Below are 20,478 nucleotides of genomic sequence, written 5' to 3' on the forward strand. Positions count from 1 at the left end.
TCGGTACATTTTAGGCCTGCCGCCGTTTTTGGCGTTCGGTTGTTTTTTGTTTTAGTAGCGGGGCGTTTTGTCTTCGGGAAGGAGTTTTCCCAGAAGCTCGATGCAGTCGTTGTAATCCATGATGCGTGGCACGGGATAGACCGGGTTGGCCTCGGCCAGGGCGAGACGGGCGAGTTCGGGGATGTCCTCGACGCGCAGTGCATCAAGCGTTTGGGGAATGCCAAAGCGGCGGTTCATTGCTTCGATTTCTGCGATGAGAGCGTCGGCAAGCTCCTCATCGCTGCACTCCGGACCGCCGAGTTCGGCATTATAGGCCAGTTCGGCCAGCTTCTGGGTCGCCACCGGTTTGGAAAAGGCGAGCACCCGGGGCAGGATCGCCGCACAGGCCAGGCCGTGGGACAGGTTGTAAAGTCCGCCGACGGCGTGAGCGATGGCGTGGACATAGCCTACCATGGCCCGGGTGAAGGCCTTGCCGGCATCCATCGCGGCTTCCTGCATGGTCAGGCGCGCATCGAGATCGTCGGGGTCGTCGAAGGCTTTTGGCAGGGCGGCGAGGATGCGCCGGCTGGCATCCAGGGATTTTTCGCGGACATAGGGCGTGTCGAACAGACCGATATAGGCCTCGACGGCGTGCGTCAGGGCGTCCATGCCGGCATAGGCCGTGACGTCTGCCGGCATCGAGCGGGTGAGCTCCGGGTCGAGCACGACGGCCAGCGGACAGAGCTTGGCGTCGGCCATTTTGAGTTTTTTGTGCCGTTCCTCGTTGGTGACGACGGCGGCGATGCTGGCTTCACTGCCGCTGCCGGCGGTGGTAGGCACAGCAAAAAAGGGTGGCAGGCGGTGCGCCAGCCGAAAGAGGCCGGCCATGCGCTCGATGGGTTTGTCGTTGGTGATTTTGGCCGCAGTGATCTTGGCGCAGTCGATGGCGGAGCCGCCGCCGAAGGCCACGACGCTGTCACAGAAATGGGACTGATACATTTCGATGGCGGCGTACACGTTTTTAAAGGTCGGATTGGGACTGACCCCATGGAAGACGACCGGGACGATGCCGTTTGCCTCCAGGGCATCCAGGAAGGGGGAGAGCATGCCCGAAGCATAGACGGTGGGTCCGCAGACGACAAGCACCCGGCGGATGCCGGTGGTCGCTATGACTTCGGGGAAGCGGGTGACCATGCCCGCTCCCTTTAACGTCGGTGGTTCGGGAAATTTCATCAGGGGCAGCGCGACTCGGGCGGTATATTGGGGAAGACGATAAACGATTTTTGGAAGCGTCATGGTTCACCTCTCAATGCTTTGCAAGCTGAAAAAATAAGATCAGAATTAAAATATTTAATTATTATAACGCAGGCATCGGGGAATGTCATGAAATAGTTGGCCTGGCGCCAATGGGAACTTAAGAATTAAGACAACCGCACAAAGCGCTTTGGCGCCGTTGAATAAAGAATACCGGCGAAACCGCCTGACAGCCAATAAAAAACCGCTGCGAAAGCAGCGGTTGATTAAACGCGGATATTCAGAGTGAGGCCCGGTAAATTTGGTCGATGGCCTGCCCCAGCATGTAATTGAAATCGGGGCCGTTCATCCGACGGGTGAGGCCCTCGGTAAGCGCGCGGGAGAAGCTCGCGATGAGGCCGGGATTTCTCGCCAGGCGTTCGCAGGCATCGTTCCGGGAATAGCCGCCGGAAAGTGCCACGACGCGCACGACATGGGCGTCGGCCATGATCTTGCTGTATAGCCCGTCGACGCTGGGAATGCTCACTTTGAACATGATCTTTTCGTCATCGTTCAGATCGGCCAGGTGTTTGTTGATTTCTGCGAGGAGCATGGCTTCGCAGTCGGCTTTATCCGCCGCGTGGATATCGACTTCCGGCTCGAGAATCGGCACGAATCCGGCAGCGGCGATGCGGCGGCCAATTTCAAATTGCTGATCGACGATGGCTGCGATGCCCTTCGTGTTGGCCGATTTGATGACCGAGCGCATTTTGGTGCCGAAAATGTGGCGCGTCTTGGCGCGCGCCAGCAGATCGTCAAGCTGCGGCATGGGCTTCATCAGCTGGACGCCGTCGGCTTCGGCGGCCAGCCCCTTATCGACTTTTAAAATGGGCAAAATACCCTTTTTGTCCCATAGATAATCGGCGGTGTATTGGCCTTCGATCTGGCGGTCCATCGTATTTTCAAACAGAATGGCGGCGATGATGTGCTCACGGGTAAACGAGGGACTGGTGATGATGCGGGTGCGCATTTCGTGAATCAGGTTGAACATTTCCTCGTCGGTGCGGTAGTAGTCCTTGGGAACACCATAGGCCTTGAGGGCTTTGGGCGTGCTGCCGCCGCTTTGATCCAAGGCGGCAATGAATCCCTTGGCCGTTGCCATGCGTTTTAATTGATCGTCTGTCATAAATTACCTCCTGAATAGTCCCCGTCAAGGGGCGAGAAAACAAGCGGGAACATTACGCTCCCTTTATATTCTACAACGGATGACAACGCGTTGCAAGCAATCCGGTGTTCGCCGGATGGAAAATTCAGACCCATTAATTTCTTTTACAGAAAGATTTGGCCAGTGCGAAAGCTTTTGGATGCCCGACGCCCAAAACCGCGCATTAAAAAAGCGCCGCCGAAGCGGCGCTTGATGGTCAGTTTTTTAAACGTAGAAAAGCAGATCCTGATAGATCGGGTAGGGCCAGTATTTTTTGCCGACGATGATTTCGAGCTGATCGGCGGTTTCCCGCAGCGTATTCATCGCGCCGAGCACCTTAGTGCCGTAAAAATCGGCGGCGGCCTGCTCGTCGCTGAGGGCGTCGGCCTCATAATTCAGCGTCTCCAGCGTGTCGATTTTCGCGATCATTTGGTCCGTCAGATTTGAGGCCTTGGTGAGAATGGTCATTTCGGCAGCGTGATCCACGGGCAGCCCCAGCGCTTTTTTCTGGGTCAGGCCGGTGGAAAGATCGCGCATATAGTCCAGACAGGCGGGGACGATTTCCCGTTTGGCGATGGAGAGCATGGTGCGCGCCTCGATGCTGATGGTGTGGGCGTATTCCTCCAGGTGAATTTCCTGGCGGGCCTGCATTTCCTTGCGGGAATAAATATCGTGCTTTTCCATCAGGTCGAGGTTTTTGGGCAGGCAGTAGTCGGCGAAGGCCGCCGGCGTGTCGGCCAGGTTGGGCAGACCGCGGCGGGCTGCCTCGGCCACCCATTCTTCGGAATAGTTGTTGCCGTTAAAAATGATGCGGCGGTGCTTGGCCAGCCGATCCCGGAGCAGGGCCTTCAGCTCCCCTTCGAAATCGTCGGATGATTCAAGAATGTCCGCGTATTCGCCGAGCACCTGGGCCGCGATGGTATTGAGGGCGATGTTCGGCCCGGCGATGGATTGCTGGGAGCCGACCATGCGGAACTCAAAGCGGTTGCCGGTGAAGGCGAAGGGCGAGGTGCGGTTGCGGTCGGTGGCGTCGGAAACGAAGTTCGGGACAGATTCGATCCCGGTGTCCATAATGTGGTTGTGGGGGCTTTTGACGTCTTCGCCGGCCAGCTGCTTGAGCGCGCTGTCGAGCTGATCACCGAGGAAGATCGAGATGATGGCCGGGGGCGCTTCGTCACCGCCGAGACGGTGGTCGTTGCCCGCCGAGGCCACGGTGGAGCGCAGGATTTCCGGATAGCGGTCGATCCCTTCGATCACCGCGATGAGGAAGGTCAGAAATTGCAGATTATTTGCCGGATCCTTTCCCGGGTCGAAGAGGTTCTCGCCGGTGTCGGTGGACATGGCCCAGTTGTCGTGCTTGCCAGAGCCGTTGACACCCTTGAAGGGCTTGGCGTGGAGCAGGCAGGCCAGATGGTGGCGTTTGGCCACGCGGATCAGCGTTTCCATGATGACCTGGTTATTGTCCGTTGCCAAATTGGTGGTGGAGAATACCGGGGCGAGTTCGTGTTGGGCGGGGGCCACTTCGTTGTGGCGGGTCTTGCTGGGGATGCCGAGAGACCACAATTCGTGATCCACATCGCACATAAAGTTGTAAACCCGGGTGCGCAGCCGGCCGAAATAGTGATTGCTCATATCCTGGCCCTTGGGCGCATTGGAGCCAAAGAGGGTGCGCCCGGTCATGATGAGATCCTGGCGCTGTTTATACATGTCGCGGTCGATGAGGAAATATTCCTGCTCGGCGCCGACGGTAGTGGTCACCTTTTTCACGTCGGTTTTGCCGAAGAGCTTTAAAATGCGGACGGCCTCGTCAGAGACGGCCTTCATCGAGCGGAGCAGCGGCGTCTTTTTGTCGAGCACTTCGCCGGAATAAGAAACGAAGGTCGTGGGGATGTAGAGGGTTGTGCCCTTCACGAAGGCGAAGGAGGTCGGGTCCCAGGCGGTGTAACCCCGGGCTTCAAAGGTCGCCCGCAGCCCGCCGGAAGGGAAGGAAGAGGCATCCGGTTCGCCTTTGATGAGCTCCTTGCCGGAAAATTCCATGATGACCTTGCCCTCGTCGGTGGGGCTGATAAAGGCATCGTGCTTTTCAGCGGTGATGCCCGTCATCGGCTGGAACCAATGGGTGAAATGGGTGGCGCCCAGCTCCATGGCCCAGTCCTTCATGGCGTTGGCGACGACTTCGGCCACTTCGCTTTCCAGCGGCAGGTCGTCTTTGATCGTGCGCATCATGCTCTTATAGATATGTCCCGGCAGGCGCTTGCGCATCACGGTAATATTAAAGACTTTCGAACCGAACAATTCGATGATGTCGTCCTTCTGGTCTTTGATCATTTCGTCTGGCATGGGTTCTCCTTTTGAATCGAAACGATGCATCGCTATATCGTTTTTAGAAATCACTTCTGAATTACTTCAGCCCATTATAACCATGGACGGCGGGAAAAAGCAAGAAAGGCCGCGAAGAAAAAACGCGGCGCCGGCTGTTCAAATCCAGCCGCCGTCGAAGGCGATGATCTGTCCGGTGAGATAGTCCGGCATGGCGAGCAGACGCCACACCGCCGCGGCCACTTCGGCAGGGGCGGCGAAGCGGTCGGCGGGGATCTCGGCGCGGATGGCCGCGCGCTCCGCTTTGGAGAAGCCGGCGTTCATCGCCGTGTCGATAAAACCGCAGGCGACGGCGTTGACGGGGATGCGGCTGGGCGCGAGTTCCTTGGCCAGGGCGCGGGTCAGGGCGTTGACGCCGCCCTTGGTGGCCGAATACGCGGCCTCGGCAGACGCGCCGACCTTCCCCCATACCGAGGAGATGTTCACGATGGCGCCGGTGTCATGACGCAGGAACAGCGGAATGGCCAGCCGGCAGGAGTAAAAACAGGCCGAGAGATTGGTGGCGACAAGGCGGTCCCATTCATCCAGAGCCATGTCCTGCAGCAGGCCGATGTGATCGGTGCCGGCGTTGTTCACGAGGATGTCCAGCCGGTCGATGCCGGCAAAAAGGGCGGCCACCGCTTCGGGGTCGCCGGCGTCGCAGCGCGCGGCGCACACCCGGACGTCGTGGGTTTCGCACAGGCGCGCAGTCAAGGCATCCAGCTCGGCCATGGCGTCGCGGCAGGTGAGGACGAGATCGCAGCCCTGGGCGGCGAGGGTTTCGGCGATGGCGGCGCCGATGCCCCGGGAGGCTCCGGTGACCAGCGCCGTCAGATTTTGCGGGTTTGTTGAACGGATCATAAAAAAACTCCTATAATTAAAAATCAAGCGCGGGCGATGGCGGCGCGCAGGGTGTTCATCACCCGGCGCTTGTCGGCGGACCACATCGGCGCAATCAGCAGGCGCTTCGGGCCGTCTCCGGTTAGCCGGTGGATGGCCGTTTGCTCGGGCAAAAGTTTCAGGCAGTCGACGACGAGCGCGCAATAGTCGTCGAGGGAAAACAGCGGAAAGGGATCGGCCGCGTATTGTTCGGCCAGAGCGGTGCCCTTTAAAATGTGCAGCAACTGAAGCTTGATGCCGGCGAGAGCGGGTGCGAGATGCGCGAGATAGCGCACCGTGGCGAGCATATCGTCCCGGCTTTCGCCGGGCAGCCCCAAAATCACATGGACGACGACGGCGATGCCCCGGTCGGTCAAATCGCGATAGGCCCGCTCGAAAACCGGCAGATCGTAGCCGCGGTGAATGGCCCGCGCGGTGCGGGGGTGGATGGTCTGCAGGCCGAGTTCCACCCAGACGGGCTTTGTGCGGTTAACGGCGGAAAGCGCGTTTAGGATGGGCGGGGGCAGGCAGTCCGGCCGGGTGCCCACCGAAAGTCCGACGATGTCGCCGGGAGCGGCGGCGGCCTCCCAAAGGGCGCCGAGTCTTTCGGGATCGCCGTACGTGTTGGTGTAGCTTTGAAAATAGGCGAGGTAGCGCCGGTCGGCCGGCGGGATGCTTTTGGGAAATTTGGGATCGACGCGTTTTTTGGCGGCGCGGATCTGATCGGCGATGGGCGTAAAGGGCGCGGCAAATTCGCCGGAGCCTCCGGCGGAGCAAAAAGTGCATCCGCCGGTGCCCAGAGTGCCGTCCCGATTGGGACAGGTGCAGCCACTGGTCAGGGAGAGTTTATAGACTTTGGTGCCGAAGCGGGCTTTGAGTTCGTCGGAAAAAGAGAGATGGTGCATGGTTATCGCGCTTTGCCGAGGCGTGCGGCCACGGCGTGAAAACAATCGACGTTTTTAAGCTCATCCCAGGTATGGATAAGGATGTCCTGTGTGTAGTCGTCTGCGACCGAGGCGATCCAGAGACCCTCCTGAGAAGCGACCACGGTAAAGGCGGCGTTTAACTGCCTGGCGTAGCTTCGTGCCTGTCGTTTTGCATCTTCGAGATCGCGGGCGGCGGCGATGGATTTTTTCGCTTCAATGAGAAAAAAGGCGGTGGGGTTTTCGTTTTGAATCCGCGGACGGATCACAAAATCGGGGATCAGTGTGCCGTTGTGGTTGCCGATGGGAATATAAAGCTGTTGCTCATAATCCTGTTCTGAATACCCCAAACGTTTTAAAAAGGGTTTGATAAGCTGATCTTCTACATCTTTTTCCCGCGCGATGGGATGGACGCTGTCGTCTCCGGCGGATGGGGCGGCCAATTTGGGCAGCGATGCGTGGGTAAGATCGAGCAGGTGGTTGTAGACCGAAGGCTGCAATTCAACGCCGTTAATCCCTTGCATATTTTTGCGAACAGTCGACAGTTTCGAGAAGATTGGATCCTGCCGCATCGCCTGAAGGGAAAATCGCGATATGCTCTTTGGCTGGGCGATATAGGTGCAGCGATAATAATAGAAAAAGGGATCGTTAAAGCCCGTGGAGACGCTGCGCCAAATGCTGTCGATGGCACTGATCGGCGAACGCAGGTACATGACGATGACGTCGCCGGCCAAGGTGTCAGGACTGCATTGCCACGGCGTGATGGTATGGGTGTGCTTGGAAAGAAAGGCGTCGTCTTTGGCGCCGCCGATGAAATAGACGCTTTTCGGTTCAGGGAGCTTTTCAACGGGAATGATAAAGCTTTTGGTGCCGCCGATATAGCGCGGGGCAAAATCGTAGAGAAACGCGCAAAGCTCATATGGCGACAGGTGATGGATTTCACGAAAGGCTTTAAGCGTTTCGCAGATTTTGGCGTAATAGAAAAAGCGGCCGCGGTAATCTTTTTTGGGAGGAATCTCGGGCAGGTCGATGCCAAAGGTCTCCGCAATGCGCGTGAGCACGTTAAAAGTGTACTGAAAATAATAGGGGACGCACCACTCCGGCGATTCGATAGCCATCAGCGTTGTGTAATAGGCGATGCCCGTGGAAAATTCTGAAAAAATAGCATTGGGCTTTTCCAGATCTTCTTCAAGGACTTCATAAAGATCGTTGAGAAGAGAATAGCAATCGCGCGTTGAGGATAGTGCATTACGCACACTGGAGACGAAACGTTTGATATTGGGGTGCGTTTTATGCAGATCCACAAGTTGACGATGATGCTCTTTCAAAATATTTTCGCTTGGACAATAAAGCCGGTGAAATCGGTAAATGTCGTCAGCGTAGTCTTTGGTGAAAGTGATCGAGAGATTCTTTTTAAAAAAGGCAACGGTCTTTCGACCGGGACCGTTCAGATAAAGCTGCCAGACATAGGGATTGAGCATGTGTTTTCTCCAAGGAATTGTGAGGATTAAAATCACCATCGGCAAACCGCGGTGGTTTCCTTTATTATAGAGGACTGCTTGACGAATGACAAAGCGAAAATTTGTCGATCCTGCACCATTTTTGATAAGGGAATCATTGTTCTTTTGCTTTATCGCGGCGAAGGCTTATGCTATAATAAAAATGAGTTATTGCGGTTCATTTCATCTTGAAAATAATTTGGCGATGTTTTTCGCTGCGAAAGGATTTAAAAATGGCAATTACAGTACTCGTCGGCGCTCAGTGGGGCGACGAAGGCAAGGGCAAGATCATCGACTACCTTGCGGACAAGCAGGATCTGATCGTCCGCTTTCAGGGCGGGGACAACGCCGGGCACACCGTGATCAACGATGCCGGGGTGTTCAAGCTCCACCTGATTCCCAGCGGCATTTTCAATAAAAACGGTGAAAGCCTCATCGGCACCGGCACCGTGGTCAATCCCGATGTGCTCGCCGAGGAGATGGCCCAGATCGAAGCGGCGGGCGTCACCACCGATAATCTGCGCATTTCCGGTAAGGCGCATATTCTGATGCCCTATCACCAGAAGCTCGACGAGCTGATGGAGGCTAAGGGCGGCATCGGCACCACCAAGCGGGGCATCGGCGTGTGCTATGCCTATAAGATGCTGCGCAAGAATCTGCGTATGGAAGACTTGCTCGATTTGTCCCGCGCCCACGAAAAGCTGACGGTCTATCTCGACGTGGTCAACAATATGCTGGCGGCCTACGGCGGCGAAGCCGTGGCGCTGGCCGAGCTGGATGAAAAGCTCGGGAGCTGGGCGGACCGCTTTGCCGACCGCATCGTTGACCCCATCAGCTATCTGCACCGTTACATCGACGCGGGCAAAAACATCCTTTTCGAAGGACAGCTGGCCGCGATGAAGGACATCGATCAGGGGATTTATCCCTACGTGACCTCATCCTGTCCGTCGGCGGCTTATGCCGCCGTGACTGGCGGTTTTCCGGCGAAAAAAATCGATAAGGTCATCGGCGTGGCCAAGGCCTTTTCATCGGCGGTAGGGGCCGGCCCCTTCCCGACAGAGGATGCCGACGATCCCCAGATTGCCATTATCCGCGGAGACGGCTCCAAGGCCGACGATGAATTCGGCGCCCGCACCGGCCGTTCCCGCCGGCTCGGCTGGCTGGATCTTCCCGTGCTGCGCTATACCACGATGATTAACGGCTTTGACGAAGTGGCCCTGTGCAAAATTGACAAGCTTGACGATCTCGACAGTATCAAGGTGTGCACCGGTTATCAATTGGACGGCCGGAAGATCGATCATTTCCCGAATACCGACGAGCTGGAACGAGTCGAACCGATTTACGAAACACTGCCGGGCTGGAGAACGCCGACCACCGGGATCCGCAAAATTGCCGATCTGCCGGAAAACGCCCGAAACTATATCCGCTTTATTGAAGAACGCATCGGCGCGCCGATTCATTACGTCGGAGTCGGGGCAGACCGTGAAGCCCTGGCGACACGTTGATCGGCAGCGGCATTAAAAACATCATAGAAAGCAATCAAACGAAACAACGCATTGAACACAGGCGCCTTTGGGCGAAAGACAATGGAAAGGTGGTAAGATGTCGTATTTCAAAAAAGACAAGCGTGCCTATATCCTCCTGGAGGACGGCACGCTTTTTGAAGGGTATCATTTCGGCTGTGAGGGGACGACCATTGGTGAAATGGTTTTTACCACGGGGATGACCGGCTATCAGGAAGTTCTGACCGATCCGTCTTATTACGGGCAGATCGTGATGCAGACCTATCCGCTGATCGGCAACTACGGGGTGAACAAGAGCGATATGGAAAGCGAAAAGAGCTGGGTCGCCGGCTATATCGTCCGGGAATGGTGCGAGGAGCCATCCAATTTCCGGGAGGCGGGCAACATCGACGCCTTCCTCAAGTCCCAGGGCAAGGTGGGCATCTGGAACGTGGATACCCGGAGATTGACCCGAAAAATCCGGGATAACGGCACGATGAACGGCTGCATCACCACGGAAGACATCAAAGACAGGGAAGATGTGCTTTTGGCGCAGATCCGCGCCTACAAAATCGTCAACCCGGTGCAGCAGGTGACGGTGCCGAAAATGGATTGGTATTATAACCGGGAAAACCGGGCCAATCACGTTGCGCTGATGGATTACGGCTACAAGCACAATATTCTGAACAAGCTGCTGCAATACGGCTGCAACGTGACAGTGATGCCGGCGGGCACGACGATGGCTGAGATCCGCGAGCTCAATCCGGACGGGATCATGCTCTCCAACGGCCCCGGCGATCCGACGGACAACGGCGCAATCATCGACAACATCAAACGCTTTATCGACTACGGCAAACCGATTTTCGGCATCTGCCTCGGCCATCAGCTGATGGCGCTGGCCAACGGCGCGAAGACCGAAAAAATGCCTTTCGGCCATCGCGGGCTTAATCAGCCGGTGAAGGATCTCGACAAGGACCGGGTGTATATCACCTCCCAAAACCACGGATACGCCGTGATCGGCGACAGCCTGCCGCAGGGCGCCGGCCGGGTGACCCATATCAACATGAATGACGGCACCTGCGAGGGCATCGACTATCCGGATGCGCACGCGTTCACGGTGCAATTCCATCCGGAAGCGTCGGCCGGGCCCAACGACACCGGTTATTTGTTTGAAAAATTTACCGACATGATGGAAAGGGGACAGCAGGGATGCCTTTAAAACAGAATCTCAAAAAAGTACTCGTCATCGGCTCGGGGCCCATTGTCATCGGCCAGGCCGCGGAATTTGACTACGCCGGCACCCAGGCCTGCAAGGCGCTGCGCCAGGCCGGGCTCGAGGTGGTGCTGATCAATTCCAATCCGGCGACGATCATGACCGACAAGGCCATGGCCGACGAAATTTATATCGAGCCGCTGACTTTGGACGTGGTCAAGCGGGTGATTCAAAAGGAAAAACCCGACGGTCTGCTTTCAACCCTCGGCGGTCAGACGGGGCTGAATCTCTCGATGCAGCTGGCGAAGGAAGGGTTTCTGGAAGCCAACGGCGTGGCGCTGCTCGGCGCCGACGTGACGACCATCGACAAGGCGGAGGACCGTCAGGCTTTTAAAGACACGATGCGGGAAATCGGCGAGCCGACCATCCCATCCAAGGTGGTGGAATCCCTGGAGGATGCCCTGGATTTTGCGGGGCAGATCGGCTATCCGGTGATCGTGCGGCCGGCCTTTACCCTCGGGGGCACCGGCGGCGGTATTGCGGCCGCGCCGGAAGCGCTCGACCACATCGCGACCCGGGGCCTGCGCCTCTCGCCGATTCATCAGGTGCTCATCGAGCGGGATATCTCCGGTTGGAAGGAGATCGAGTTTGAGGTGATGCGCGACGGCAAGGGCAATGTCATCACCGTGTGCTCGATGGAAAACTTCGACCCGGTGGGCATTCACACCGGCGATTCCATCGTCGTCGCCCCCTGTCAGACCCTCTCCGACAAGGAATATCAGATGCTGCGTACGTCGGCGCTGAAGATCATCTCGACCCTGAAGGTCGAAGGGGGATGCAACTGCCAGTTCGCCCTGAACCCCGATAATTTTAATTACGCGGTGATCGAAGTCAACCCCCGGGTGTCGCGCTCCTCGGCGCTGGCTTCCAAGGCGACGGGCTATCCCATCGCCAAGATCGCGGCGCTGATCGCCGTGGGCTTCAGCCTCGACGAGATCGTCAACGACATCACCGGCAAGACGCCGGCCTGCTTCGAGCCGGTGCTCGATTATATCGTCGTGAAGTTTCCGCGCTGGCCCTTCGACAAATTTGTTTATGCTCGCCGGACGCTGGGCACCCAGATGAAGGCCACCGGGGAAATCATGGCCATCGGGAACAGCTTCGAGCACGCGATGATGAAGGCTGTGCGCTCCATCGAGCTGGGTTTCGACACCCTTTCAGTGGAAAAATACCGGAAAGCCACCGATGCGGAAATTCTTGAAGCGCTGGGCCGCAAGGATGACGAGCGCTGCTTCGTGGTTTACGAAGCGCTGTATCGCGGCATGCCGGCCGCCCAGGTGCACGATATTACCCGCATCGATATGTGGTTCCTCGACAAGCTGCGCCATCTGGCCACGATGGAGCGGGATCTGAGCGAGAAGGGGCTCGGCGGCGAACGCGGCGCCGAACGGCTGACGGTCGCCCGGGAGCTGGGCTTTCAGGACGGCACGATCGCCCGTCTGGCCGGCGTGCCCTTTGACGAAAAAGCCTGCCGGCTCGAGCTGCCGGCCGAAAAGGTCGCCATGCGGCCCTATGCGTCCTTTAAAATGGTCGATACCTGCGCCGGCGAATTCTCGGCCGAAACGCCTTATTTCTATTCGACCCGGGACGACGAAAACGAAGCGGCGGAATTTCTCGCCGACCATCCCACAGGCAAAAAGCGCATCATGGTCTTCGGCTCCGGCCCGATCCGCATCGGCCAGGGCATCGAGTTCGATTATTGCTCGGTGCACTGCGCCTGGGCTTTGCGGGAGCTGGGCTACGAGGCGATCATCGTGAACAACAACCCCGAAACCGTCTCGACGGACTTCGATACGTCCGACCGGCTTTATTTTGAACCGTTAACCGCGGAGGACGTGCGGGCTATCGTCGAAACGGAGAAGCCCGACGGCGCCATCGTGCAGTTCGGCGGGCAGACGGCCATCAAGCTGACCCAGCATCTGGACGCAATCGCCGTACCGATTCTGGGGACGGATCCCCGATATATCGATGCGGCGGAAGACCGCGAGCGCTTTGACGAGCTGGTCGAAAGCTGCGGCATCCCCCGGCCGAAGGGCGATACGGTGTTCAAGACCGAGGAGGCGGTGGCCGTGGCGCGCCGTCTGGGCTATCCGGTGCTTTTGCGCCCGTCCTATGTGCTCGGCGGCCAGAACATGATCATTGCCCACTCTGACGCCGACGTGGAGGAATACATGGGCATCATCACTGCCCACGAAATCACCAATCCGGTGCTCGTCGATAAATATCTGATGGGCAAGGAGGTGGAGGTCGACGCGATCTGCGACGGCACGGATTATCTGATCCCCGGCATCATGGAGCATGTCGAAAAGGCCGGGGTGCACTCCGGCGATTCCATCTCGGTGTATCCGCCGCAGACGCTCTCTCAGAAGGTGCGGGATACGATCGTGGACTACACCGGCAAGCTCGCCCGCGCGCTGCACGTCATCGGCCTGGTGAACATCCAATACGTGGTGATGGACGAAACGGTCTACGTGATCGAGGTGAACCCGCGGTCGTCCCGGACGGTGCCCTATATCTCCAAGGTCACGGATATTCCGATGGTTGATATGGCGACGCGCATCATGATGGGCGAAAGCCTCGCCGACATGGGCTACGCCCCGGGGCTCAACCCGGCGAAGGATTACGTGGCGGTGAAGGTGCCGGTGTTCTCCTTCTCGAAGCTTGAGGATGTGGACACGCAGCTCGGGCCGGAGATGAAATCCACCGGAGAGGTCCTTGGCGTGGCGAAGCATTTCGGCGACGCGATTTATAAAGGGCTGGTGGCCAGCGGCTCGGAAATGGCCCGGGAAGGGGCGGCGCTTTTGACCGTGCGGGATCTCGACAAGCCGGAGATCATCGGCATTGGCCGCCGCTTCCACGATCTGGGCTTTAAGATTCACGCGACGGTGGGCACGGCGATGGCCCTGCGCGAACACGGCATTCCGGTGCACGTGGTGCGCCGCCTTTCGGAAGCGCGTCCGAACATCGGCGACCTGTTGGACGGCCGCGAGGTGAACTACGTCATTTCCACCTCGACCAAAGGGCGTCAGCCGGGCATGGACGAGGTGAAGATGCGCCGCAAGGCGGTGGAAAGCTCCATCGGCCTGATCACGGCGCTGGACACGGCCCGGGCGATTCTCGACTGTCTGGAAAGCGGGCGCACACTGGCCGAAATTTCGCTGGTGGACATCACCGAGATCTGATGCTTTGAAGCATCATAAAAGGACCATTTGCCGGTCCTTTTTTAATGCCGGCCATTTTACGGGCCATCGGCGCGAAAGAGTGCAGCCTTTTGCCGCCGGATGGGGTACAATAAAGAACAGGAACGATAGTGCGACGGTCAGAAAGGAAAGATGCGATGGAAATAACGAATCAATTGGTGCTCAGTCAGATCATGGAGCCCAGCCAGGCCAACGCGATGGGCAATGTGCACGGCGGCGAAATCATGAAGCTCATGGACTCTTCGGCAGCGGCCGTGTGCATCCGTTATGCCAAGGCGAACTGCGTGACGGCCCGGGTGGACGAGATCGATTTTCACCTGCCGATCATGGTGGGGGATTTGGTGACGTGCACCGCGTCGCTGGTTTATATCGGGCAGAGTTCGCTGGAAGTTTATGTGACGGTGGATACCGAGGATATGAAATCGGCGGCGGGGCCGCGGCACGCGTTGTCAGCGTTCTTCACGCTGGTCTGCCTGGGGCGGGACGGCAAGCCGAAGCCGGTACGCCCCTACACCCCGATGACCCCGGATGAGATCAAGCTATACACCCTGGTGGAAAAGCGCAAGATCGCCCGAGGACGGATTCCCCATCCGGAAAGGGGCTGAGGCGATGCGCAATCCTGAAATCAAAAGCCACTTCCGACATTTCGCCGGGGGTGGCTTGTTTTTATTGCGATGCGCGTGCCCGGGAGGATCCGCGATTGGAACGCCAAAGGGGCGGTGCCGGTTAAAGCCGGCCTATTGCGCGCCGCGGCAAGGTTTATCGGCGGTTTGCACAATGAGCGGAAAAAGAACCAGCAACATCGGCAAGGCAAATAAATAATACAGCACGTATCGGAAAGCAAAGGCAATAGGGACAGAAATCATGATGGTAAGCCCGTTTAAGAGCATCGGAGAAACGATGAGGATATATTTTTTGCCCTTGGGCAAAATCAACAGCAATAAACAAAATGATAAAAGAAGCCATGCAAAAGTTCCGGCGCTTCCGATGGAATTGCCGATATATTTATAATAATGGGTTGCCGGGCGAACCAGTGGGCGGGGTAATTTCGGTGAGCGGTAAAAACCAAATTCGTTTTCCTGCAGGACGGTTAAATAGGACTGATTGCTGTGGACAGAATGAAAAGCCCAAAAGCCATAGGATTCAAGAAGGTAGGCTTTGATGCATAATTTTGGATTGTTTTTGAAAATCCGAAAATAGACTTGCAGAAATTGTTTTCGATAGTGATTTAAAAAATCGTCATTTAAAACCGTATTGATCGCGGTGGGATCGTCTTCCGTCATTTTTAGCGGGTCGACGATGAAAGGGGCATATCGGCCTGTCCAGTCGGACGGATCAATGATCTGATACAGAAATTTTTTATCAGCGGACGAAACCTGGCCGTCACACGAGAGCACCATCGCTGTCTGCTGAAGGGGAATGCCGACGCTTTCGGCAAAACGGCGGGGCGTATTCCGGGATAACAAAGCCGTTGTTCCAACGACAACCAAAAAGCTGATTAAGGCGGCCAGCAATAAGAATCTGCGATGATTCTTAACGATAAGAATTGTGAGAAAGATGACGAAGGGGATGATAATCGGCCCGTTGTTGCGGGAAATAAGCGTCCCGATGATCAATGCGATATAGGCGATTTTATATTTTAAAGAAAGGGAATGCCCCTGAACCAGATCATAGAGCAAAGGAATCCATAGGAATAAACAAATACTGTACCAAACGTCTTTGACGATGGTGAACGAAAATAAGGAGAAGGCCGGAAAGCATAAATAAAAAAGCCATGCGCAGATGATCAGCTTTTTGTGGATTTTTCTGCGTTCCATCCAGTATAAGACAGTGGCGATGGCCAAGGCCATGAAGAACATTTGCAGAAAGGTAAAAAGGGCAAAGCCGAAGTTGCGATTGCCGATAAAATCCCCCACCTTTACAAGAAAAAAATAGACCGCATAATTAAAAAATAAGGGAGAACGATAGGATTCCGTAACGGGTCCGTGACGCAAAATGGCCCAAATGTCGTTCCACATCGTTGATCCGGGCCAAAAAGCTAAATAAACGACGAACCAGGGGATCAACAGTGAAGCCGCAAAGACAGCGATGTGTCGCCAATTCGAAGCCGGGGCTTTTGCTTCAGACAGCGGAATTTTTTTCGCCGCAGCAAATAACAGGGGAATGGCGTATATTAATGTTAGAAAAACGACGACAGAACACAATAAAAAATAGAAGATATCGCCTGCGCCGAGGGAGGAGAAGTAATTCCGGGTTAAAGGATCGTGTAGATTTCCCGTGAATACGATGTGAGATTTTAAAATAAGCAGGGCGGAAAACGCGATAGAAAAAAACAAGATGAATAAGCGATGGGAAATTTTATAATGAAACTTTCCGTGTGAGAAAGCATTAATAAGAAGAATGCAAAGACCAAAATAAAAAATGGGCGATTTATAATCCGTATTCGCAAATTTCAGAAAAAGAAGCGTAAAACCCATAAAAAAACAGGGCAGCATGATTAAATATTTTAAGTTTAGACCGGGCCGCATGGAATCCACTGGATCACGGTGCGGGTTGGGAAAGAGATGAAACATAGACCAAATTCCTCCAAATAAATTTAATGAAAACGGCGGGAATGACAAAACGCCGTTCGGACCTTCCCGATCAGATAGAGAGAGCCCACAAAGGCATTGAGCACGCCGGGCGTCGCATCGAGGGTGGCCAGCGCGGCATCGATGGTCGGCAGGGCGGCGGCCGGCCGGCCATACTGCGCCCGGATGCGCGCGGCCATGGCCCGAGCGGGCAGGGCGCGGTCGCTGTCCGGCGTGAGGGCGGTGATGCGGTCGGCCAGCGGCACGAGCTTCGCCAGGCAGTGGTCGACGTCCTTGTCGGCGAGCATGCCGAGGTAGAGATTGACGGTATTTCCCGGGAAATAGGCGCGCACGTTCTGAACGAAAGCCGTGACGCCGTCAAGGTTGTGAGCCCCGTCAATGAGCGTCAGCGGTTTTGGGGAAAGCACCTCAAAGCGCCCGGGAAACACGATCCGCGCGCAGGTTTTTAACAAAGCTTTGTCCGGAATGGCAACCCCTCGGTCCCGAAGGGCCTGCACGGCGGCGAGCAGCGAGGCGGCGTTTTCGAGCTGGTGATCGCCCTTTAAATTCAGTTTGAACGGGCCGAAAGCGTCGAAAGGCGGTGCGCTGCAGTGCACGCGCTGGCCCGAGACATCGCGGCGGATGGCCGTCAGCGGGAATTGGACCGCATCGTAGAGCGGTGCGCCGACAATGCGTGCGCGTTTACAGATCACTTCGGCGGCTTCGGTCGGCTGGGGGGCCGTCACGACGGCGCCGCAGCCCGGCTTGATGATGGCGGCCTTTTCTCCGGCGATGGCGGTCAGCGTGGTGCCAAGGTATTCCGTGTGGTCGAGGCCGATGCGGGTGATGACGGCGAGGATCGGCGCGGGAATGATATTGGTCGCGTCGAGACGGCCGCCGAGTCCCACCTCCAGCACGGCGAAATCCACCGCGGCGGCTTTAAAATAGCAAAGAGCAATGGCCGTTTCGATCTCGAAGATCGTGGGTTCGGCGTCTCCCGCGGCAACGATGGCCTCCGCCGCACTGCGGACGCGTTCGGTGACGGCGGCCAGCACAGGGCCGGGGATGGGCGCTCCGTCGAGGCGGATGCGTTCATTAAAATATTCCAGTGCCGGCGAGGTGTAAAGGCCGGTGGTGTAGCCGGCGGCGGTGAGGGTTTCGGCGATGAGGTGGGCCGTGGAGCCTTTGCCGTTGGTGCCCGCCACGTGGACCACGCGCAGACGGCGCTCCGGGTGGCCCAGCTCGGCAAGGAGTGCGCCGATGGTGCGCAGGCCGAGCACCGAACCGAAAAGGCTGCGGGATTCGATGTAGGCGATGGCTTCGCGTTCAGTCATGGGCGGCCGCCCTTCGGCAATCGGTGAGTCCGGCCTCGGTGAGCAGCCAGCCGAAACGCCGGTCGTGGGGCTCGGCGGGCAGGACATCGGTGATCTGGGAGGCCGGCGCCAGGGCAAGGGTCGGGACGTGAGCCGGCAGCAGGGCGAGAAAGCGGTCGTAATAGCCGCCGCCGTAGCCAAGGCGCACGCCCCGGCGGGTGAAGGCGATTCCCGGCACAATCACCAGATCAAGCGTCTCTGGCAGAGCGGGAGCACACAAGGCGGGATCCGGCTCGAGAATGCCCATGGTGCCCGGGGTAAGATCGTCTGGAAAACGCTCAATCCAGAGTGGCAGCATGCGATGGGTTTGGGTGTCGCAATAGGGTACGGCCACGCATTTGCCGTCGGCCAGCGCCCGGGCGATCAAAGCGTGGGTATCGAGTTCGGAGCCGAAGCTTACCGAGATAAAAAGGTTTCGGGCTTCGCGGTAAAATGATGACGCGAGAAAAGCCCGGCCGACAGCCGCGTCGACGGCCGGGTTGTGGGTCGCGTCGCGATGGGCGCGCCACTTTTGACGAAGGTGTTTTTTTTGTGCGGCGGGATTTGAAATGGGCATGGGGTCTCCTTTGGAGGTGAAATTTGTGCTTAATTATATCATGGGCGAAGGCGAATGCTGAAAATAATTTGGTGCCGACGTCAAAAGACGTGGCGCAGCCCGGCCAAAAAGCGTAAAATAGAGCGACAGGGATTCAAACGGCAGGAGGTGCGGGGGATGTCGGATCAAAAGACGCTGTTCGTGGCATGCAGCATGCTCAAAGACGAAGTGATGCTGGCGCTGCGCCAAACGGGGGCGGCGCCGCTGACGCGCTGGGTGGCCGTAATGCACGACAGGCCAGCGCAGATGCGGGAGGCGCTGCAGGCGGTGATCGACGAAGCGGACGCGGCGGGCGGCGTGCAGCGCATCCTGCTGGCCTATGGCTATTGCGGCGGGGGCACGGCGGGACTTGTGAGCCGGCGTGCCGAGCTGGTGATCCCCCGTCAGCCGGACTGTATCGGCATTTTGGCCGGCGCCCGGCCGGATTTTGATTCGGATTTTGATGCCTGGCGGGCGCATCGTTATTTTTTCACCCGGGGCTGGCTCGACGGCGAGGACAGCATCGACAGGCAGTGGCAGCGCTGGGAAGCACGCTTCGGTAAAGTGCGGGCGGACGCGCTGATGCGGCGGCTTTACGGTCAGTTTGAAACGCTCACGCTGATCGATACCGGGGCTTACCCGCCGGATCGGTCCTGGCGGCGGGTTCGGGCGCTGGCGAAGCGACTGGGCAATCGCCCCGAGCGAATGGCGGGCAGCGTCGCGATGCTCTCACAGCTGATGACCGGGCCCTGGGATGCGCATTACTTGGTGGTGCCGCCGGGGCAGCCGGTCGATGGCGCGGCTTTTTTGGAACTTGATTGCGGAGAAATTTAAGCCTGGGCATGCCGTGTTGAAATGCGCGGGGGATTGTGTTACAATTTAGCTATATTTTTCGGACGGTTCTGCAAAGGGAATCCGATAAAAAAGCATTGTCGCCGCATTACAGCGGTTTATAACACGCGCCCTATTGACGGAGGCGCAGATTTTAGGGGATGAATATTTTGAAGGAAAATCAACACACCGGTCATTTCGGGGCGTATTTAAAGAGTATCTTCAGGGATACGAGCCGCAGCATTCGGCGCAACAAGTTGATGAGTGTCGCTTCGGTGCTTTCCATCGGCGCAGCACTGATCATTCTGGGCATCTTTGTCATTTTTTCGTCCAATTTGAGCCATATCACCCAAAATGTGGAATCGGCGCTGGAACTGAAAGTTTATGTACGGTCGAATCTGTCCCATGATCAGGTCAATCGGCTGAATGAAAAACTCAGCAATCATCAAAACGTGACCAAAGTGACGTATGTCTCGGCAGAACAGGCGCTGCAGGATTTTTCAAAAAGCCTGGGGGATTATTCCGGCTTGCTTTCGGGATACAACAGCAGCAACAACCCGATGCCGGCTTCCTTTAATCTCAAAATTTCCAGTGCGGATAAAATCAACACGGTGAAAAAGTATGCCGAATCGTTGAAGGCCGACGGCGTTACCGAGGTGAAATACGGCGAAGAATATGTGGATGCGCTGGTTTCTTTCAGCCATTTCAGCAATATTTTTTCGACGGTGCTCATCGTGGTGCTTTCCGTCGTGTCGGTCTTTATTATCTATAACACGATTAAACTGACCTGTTTTGCCCGGCGCAAAGAAATTCGGGTAATGCGTTACGTCGGCGCGACGGACTGGTTTATCCGTTCGCCCTTTGTGCTTGAGGGCACGGTGCTTGGGGCGATTGGCGCGATTGTAGCGCTGGCCATCGTCTGGGGGGGATACCGTGCGGCCATCGCCTATGTGGCGCGCTCGGTTTACCTGCCGATGCATTCTTCGCTGGTATCGCCGGGCAGTATCATGGGCCCGCTAATCATTTTCTGTTTGATTTACGGCATTGTGATCGGAGCCATTGGCTCGGTGGTGTCCATGC

15 protein-coding genes are annotated in these 20,478 nt (G+C 57.0%); 6 read left to right on the top strand and 9 right to left on the bottom strand.

What is annotated here, in order from left to right; translation table 11 throughout:
• Nucleotides 1-51 precede the first annotated feature (51 nt).
• From HMPREF0721_RS10240 to HMPREF0721_RS10265, 6 genes are all read right to left on the bottom strand, one after another.
• Nucleotides 52-1,275: an iron-containing alcohol dehydrogenase gene (locus HMPREF0721_RS10240; protein ID WP_006599698.1), complete on the bottom strand. Its 1,224-nt coding sequence runs from the start codon at nt 1,273-1,275 to the stop codon at nt 52-54.
• Nucleotides 1,276-1,513: 238 nt separating this feature from the next.
• Complete coding sequence (locus HMPREF0721_RS10245) at nt 1,514-2,398, bottom strand: fructose bisphosphate aldolase (protein WP_006599700.1); 885 nt, start codon at nt 2,396-2,398, stop codon at nt 1,514-1,516.
• A gap of 243 nt (nt 2,399-2,641) precedes the next feature.
• Nucleotides 2,642-4,756 carry a glutamine synthetase III family protein gene (locus HMPREF0721_RS10250; RefSeq protein ID WP_006599702.1) on the bottom strand — a complete coding sequence of 705 codons (2,115 nt, stop codon included), beginning with the start codon at nt 4,754-4,756 and terminating at the stop codon, nt 2,642-2,644.
• Nucleotides 4,757-4,894: 138 nt separating this feature from the next.
• Nucleotides 4,895-5,635, bottom strand: a complete 741-nt coding sequence (gene ymfI / locus HMPREF0721_RS10255) for an elongation factor P 5-aminopentanone reductase (RefSeq protein WP_006599703.1) — start codon at nt 5,633-5,635, stop codon at nt 4,895-4,897.
• Between the two features lie 23 nt (nt 5,636-5,658).
• Complete coding sequence (gene mnmL / locus HMPREF0721_RS10260; RefSeq protein WP_006599704.1) at nt 5,659-6,558, bottom strand: tRNA modification radical SAM protein MnmL/YtqA; 900 nt, start codon at nt 6,556-6,558, stop codon at nt 5,659-5,661.
• Nucleotides 6,559-6,560: 2 nt separating this feature from the next.
• Complete coding sequence (locus HMPREF0721_RS10265) at nt 6,561-8,057, bottom strand: hypothetical protein (protein ID WP_006599705.1); 1,497 nt, start codon at nt 8,055-8,057, stop codon at nt 6,561-6,563.
• A 251-nt stretch (nt 8,058-8,308) separates the two neighbouring features.
• Between HMPREF0721_RS10265 and HMPREF0721_RS10270 the strand changes: the two genes are divergently transcribed.
• The 4 genes from HMPREF0721_RS10270 (at nt 8,309) to HMPREF0721_RS10285 (ending at nt 14,655) form a co-directional block, all read left to right on the top strand.
• Nucleotides 8,309-9,580, top strand: coding sequence for an adenylosuccinate synthase (locus HMPREF0721_RS10270; RefSeq protein WP_040640065.1), 1,272 nt, complete (start codon nt 8,309-8,311; stop codon nt 9,578-9,580).
• A 97-nt stretch (nt 9,581-9,677) separates the two neighbouring features.
• Nucleotides 9,678-10,796: a glutamine-hydrolyzing carbamoyl-phosphate synthase small subunit gene (locus HMPREF0721_RS10275; RefSeq protein WP_040640066.1), complete on the top strand. Its 1,119-nt coding sequence runs from the start codon at nt 9,678-9,680 to the stop codon at nt 10,794-10,796.
• A complete protein-coding gene (carB, locus tag HMPREF0721_RS10280) occupies nt 10,787-14,032 on the top strand; it encodes a carbamoyl-phosphate synthase large subunit (RefSeq protein WP_006599709.1) in 3,246 nt (1,081 codons plus the stop codon). The genes HMPREF0721_RS10275 and carB overlap by 10 nt, the downstream gene beginning before the upstream one ends.
• A 155-nt stretch (nt 14,033-14,187) precedes the next feature.
• Entirely contained in the window at nt 14,188-14,655 is a 468-nt protein-coding gene (locus HMPREF0721_RS10285; RefSeq protein WP_006599710.1) for an acyl-CoA thioesterase, read from the top strand.
• A gap of 132 nt (nt 14,656-14,787) precedes the next feature.
• On the opposite strand, the gene HMPREF0721_RS10290 is transcribed toward HMPREF0721_RS10285, so the two are convergent.
• The 3 genes from HMPREF0721_RS10290 to HMPREF0721_RS10300 all read right to left on the bottom strand — a co-directional run bounded on the left by HMPREF0721_RS10290 (nt 14,788) and on the right by HMPREF0721_RS10300 (nt 18,549).
• Entirely contained in the window at nt 14,788-16,068 is a 1,281-nt protein-coding gene (locus tag HMPREF0721_RS10290; protein WP_156788743.1) for a DUF6020 family protein, read from the bottom strand.
• Nucleotides 16,069-16,646: 578 nt separating this feature from the next.
• Nucleotides 16,647-17,954, bottom strand: a complete 1,308-nt coding sequence (locus tag HMPREF0721_RS10295) for a bifunctional folylpolyglutamate synthase/dihydrofolate synthase (RefSeq protein ID WP_006599712.1) — start codon at nt 17,952-17,954, stop codon at nt 16,647-16,649.
• A complete protein-coding gene (locus HMPREF0721_RS10300) occupies nt 17,947-18,549 on the bottom strand; it encodes a 5-formyltetrahydrofolate cyclo-ligase (RefSeq protein ID WP_006599713.1) in 603 nt (200 codons plus the stop codon). The genes HMPREF0721_RS10295 and HMPREF0721_RS10300 overlap by 8 nt, the downstream gene beginning before the upstream one ends.
• Nucleotides 18,550-18,705: 156 nt before the next feature.
• Between HMPREF0721_RS10300 and HMPREF0721_RS10305 the strand changes: the two genes are divergently transcribed.
• Both HMPREF0721_RS10305 and ftsX read left to right on the top strand, forming a co-directional pair.
• Nucleotides 18,706-19,401 (top strand): DUF1638 domain-containing protein, encoded by a 696-nt coding sequence (locus HMPREF0721_RS10305; RefSeq protein ID WP_040640068.1) that lies wholly within the window; start codon nt 18,706-18,708, stop codon nt 19,399-19,401.
• 158 nt (nt 19,402-19,559) lie between these two features.
• On the top strand, nt 19,560-20,478 hold a 919-nt coding region (gene ftsX / locus HMPREF0721_RS10310), incomplete at its 3' end, for a permease-like cell division protein FtsX (RefSeq protein ID WP_006599715.1).

It is taken from the genome of Pseudoramibacter alactolyticus ATCC 23263, assembly GCF_000185505.1.
Lineage (GTDB): Bacteria > Bacillota > Clostridia > Eubacteriales > Eubacteriaceae > Pseudoramibacter > Pseudoramibacter alactolyticus.

Bases quoted from the DNA above. Each gene is read 5' to 3' on its own strand.
- HMPREF0721_RS10240 (WP_006599698.1), bottom strand. From the start codon at position 1,275: ATGACGCTTCCAAAAATCGTTTATCGTCTTCCCCAATATACCGCCCGA.
- HMPREF0721_RS10245 (WP_006599700.1), bottom strand. From the start codon at position 2,398: ATGACAGACGATCAATTAAAACGCATGGCAACGGCCAAGGGATTCATT.
- HMPREF0721_RS10250 (WP_006599702.1), bottom strand. From the start codon at position 4,756: ATGCCAGACGAAATGATCAAAGACCAGAAGGACGACATCATCGAATTG.
- ymfI (WP_006599703.1), bottom strand. From the start codon at position 5,635: ATGATCCGTTCAACAAACCCGCAAAATCTGACGGCGCTGGTCACCGGA.
- mnmL (WP_006599704.1), bottom strand. From the start codon at position 6,558: ATGCACCATCTCTCTTTTTCCGACGAACTCAAAGCCCGCTTCGGCACC.
- HMPREF0721_RS10265 (WP_006599705.1), bottom strand. From the start codon at position 8,057: ATGCTCAATCCCTATGTCTGGCAGCTTTATCTGAACGGTCCCGGTCGA.
- HMPREF0721_RS10270 (WP_040640065.1), top strand. From the start codon at position 8,309: ATGGCAATTACAGTACTCGTCGGCGCTCAGTGGGGCGACGAAGGCAAG.
- HMPREF0721_RS10275 (WP_040640066.1), top strand. From the start codon at position 9,678: ATGTCGTATTTCAAAAAAGACAAGCGTGCCTATATCCTCCTGGAGGAC.
- carB (WP_006599709.1), top strand. From the start codon at position 10,787: ATGCCTTTAAAACAGAATCTCAAAAAAGTACTCGTCATCGGCTCGGGG.
- HMPREF0721_RS10285 (WP_006599710.1), top strand. From the start codon at position 14,188: ATGGAAATAACGAATCAATTGGTGCTCAGTCAGATCATGGAGCCCAGC.
- HMPREF0721_RS10290 (WP_156788743.1), bottom strand. From the start codon at position 16,068: ATGTGGAACGACATTTGGGCCATTTTGCGTCACGGACCCGTTACGGAA.
- HMPREF0721_RS10295 (WP_006599712.1), bottom strand. From the start codon at position 17,954: ATGACTGAACGCGAAGCCATCGCCTACATCGAATCCCGCAGCCTTTTC.
- HMPREF0721_RS10300 (WP_006599713.1), bottom strand. From the start codon at position 18,549: ATGCCCATTTCAAATCCCGCCGCACAAAAAAAACACCTTCGTCAAAAG.
- HMPREF0721_RS10305 (WP_040640068.1), top strand. From the start codon at position 18,706: ATGTCGGATCAAAAGACGCTGTTCGTGGCATGCAGCATGCTCAAAGAC.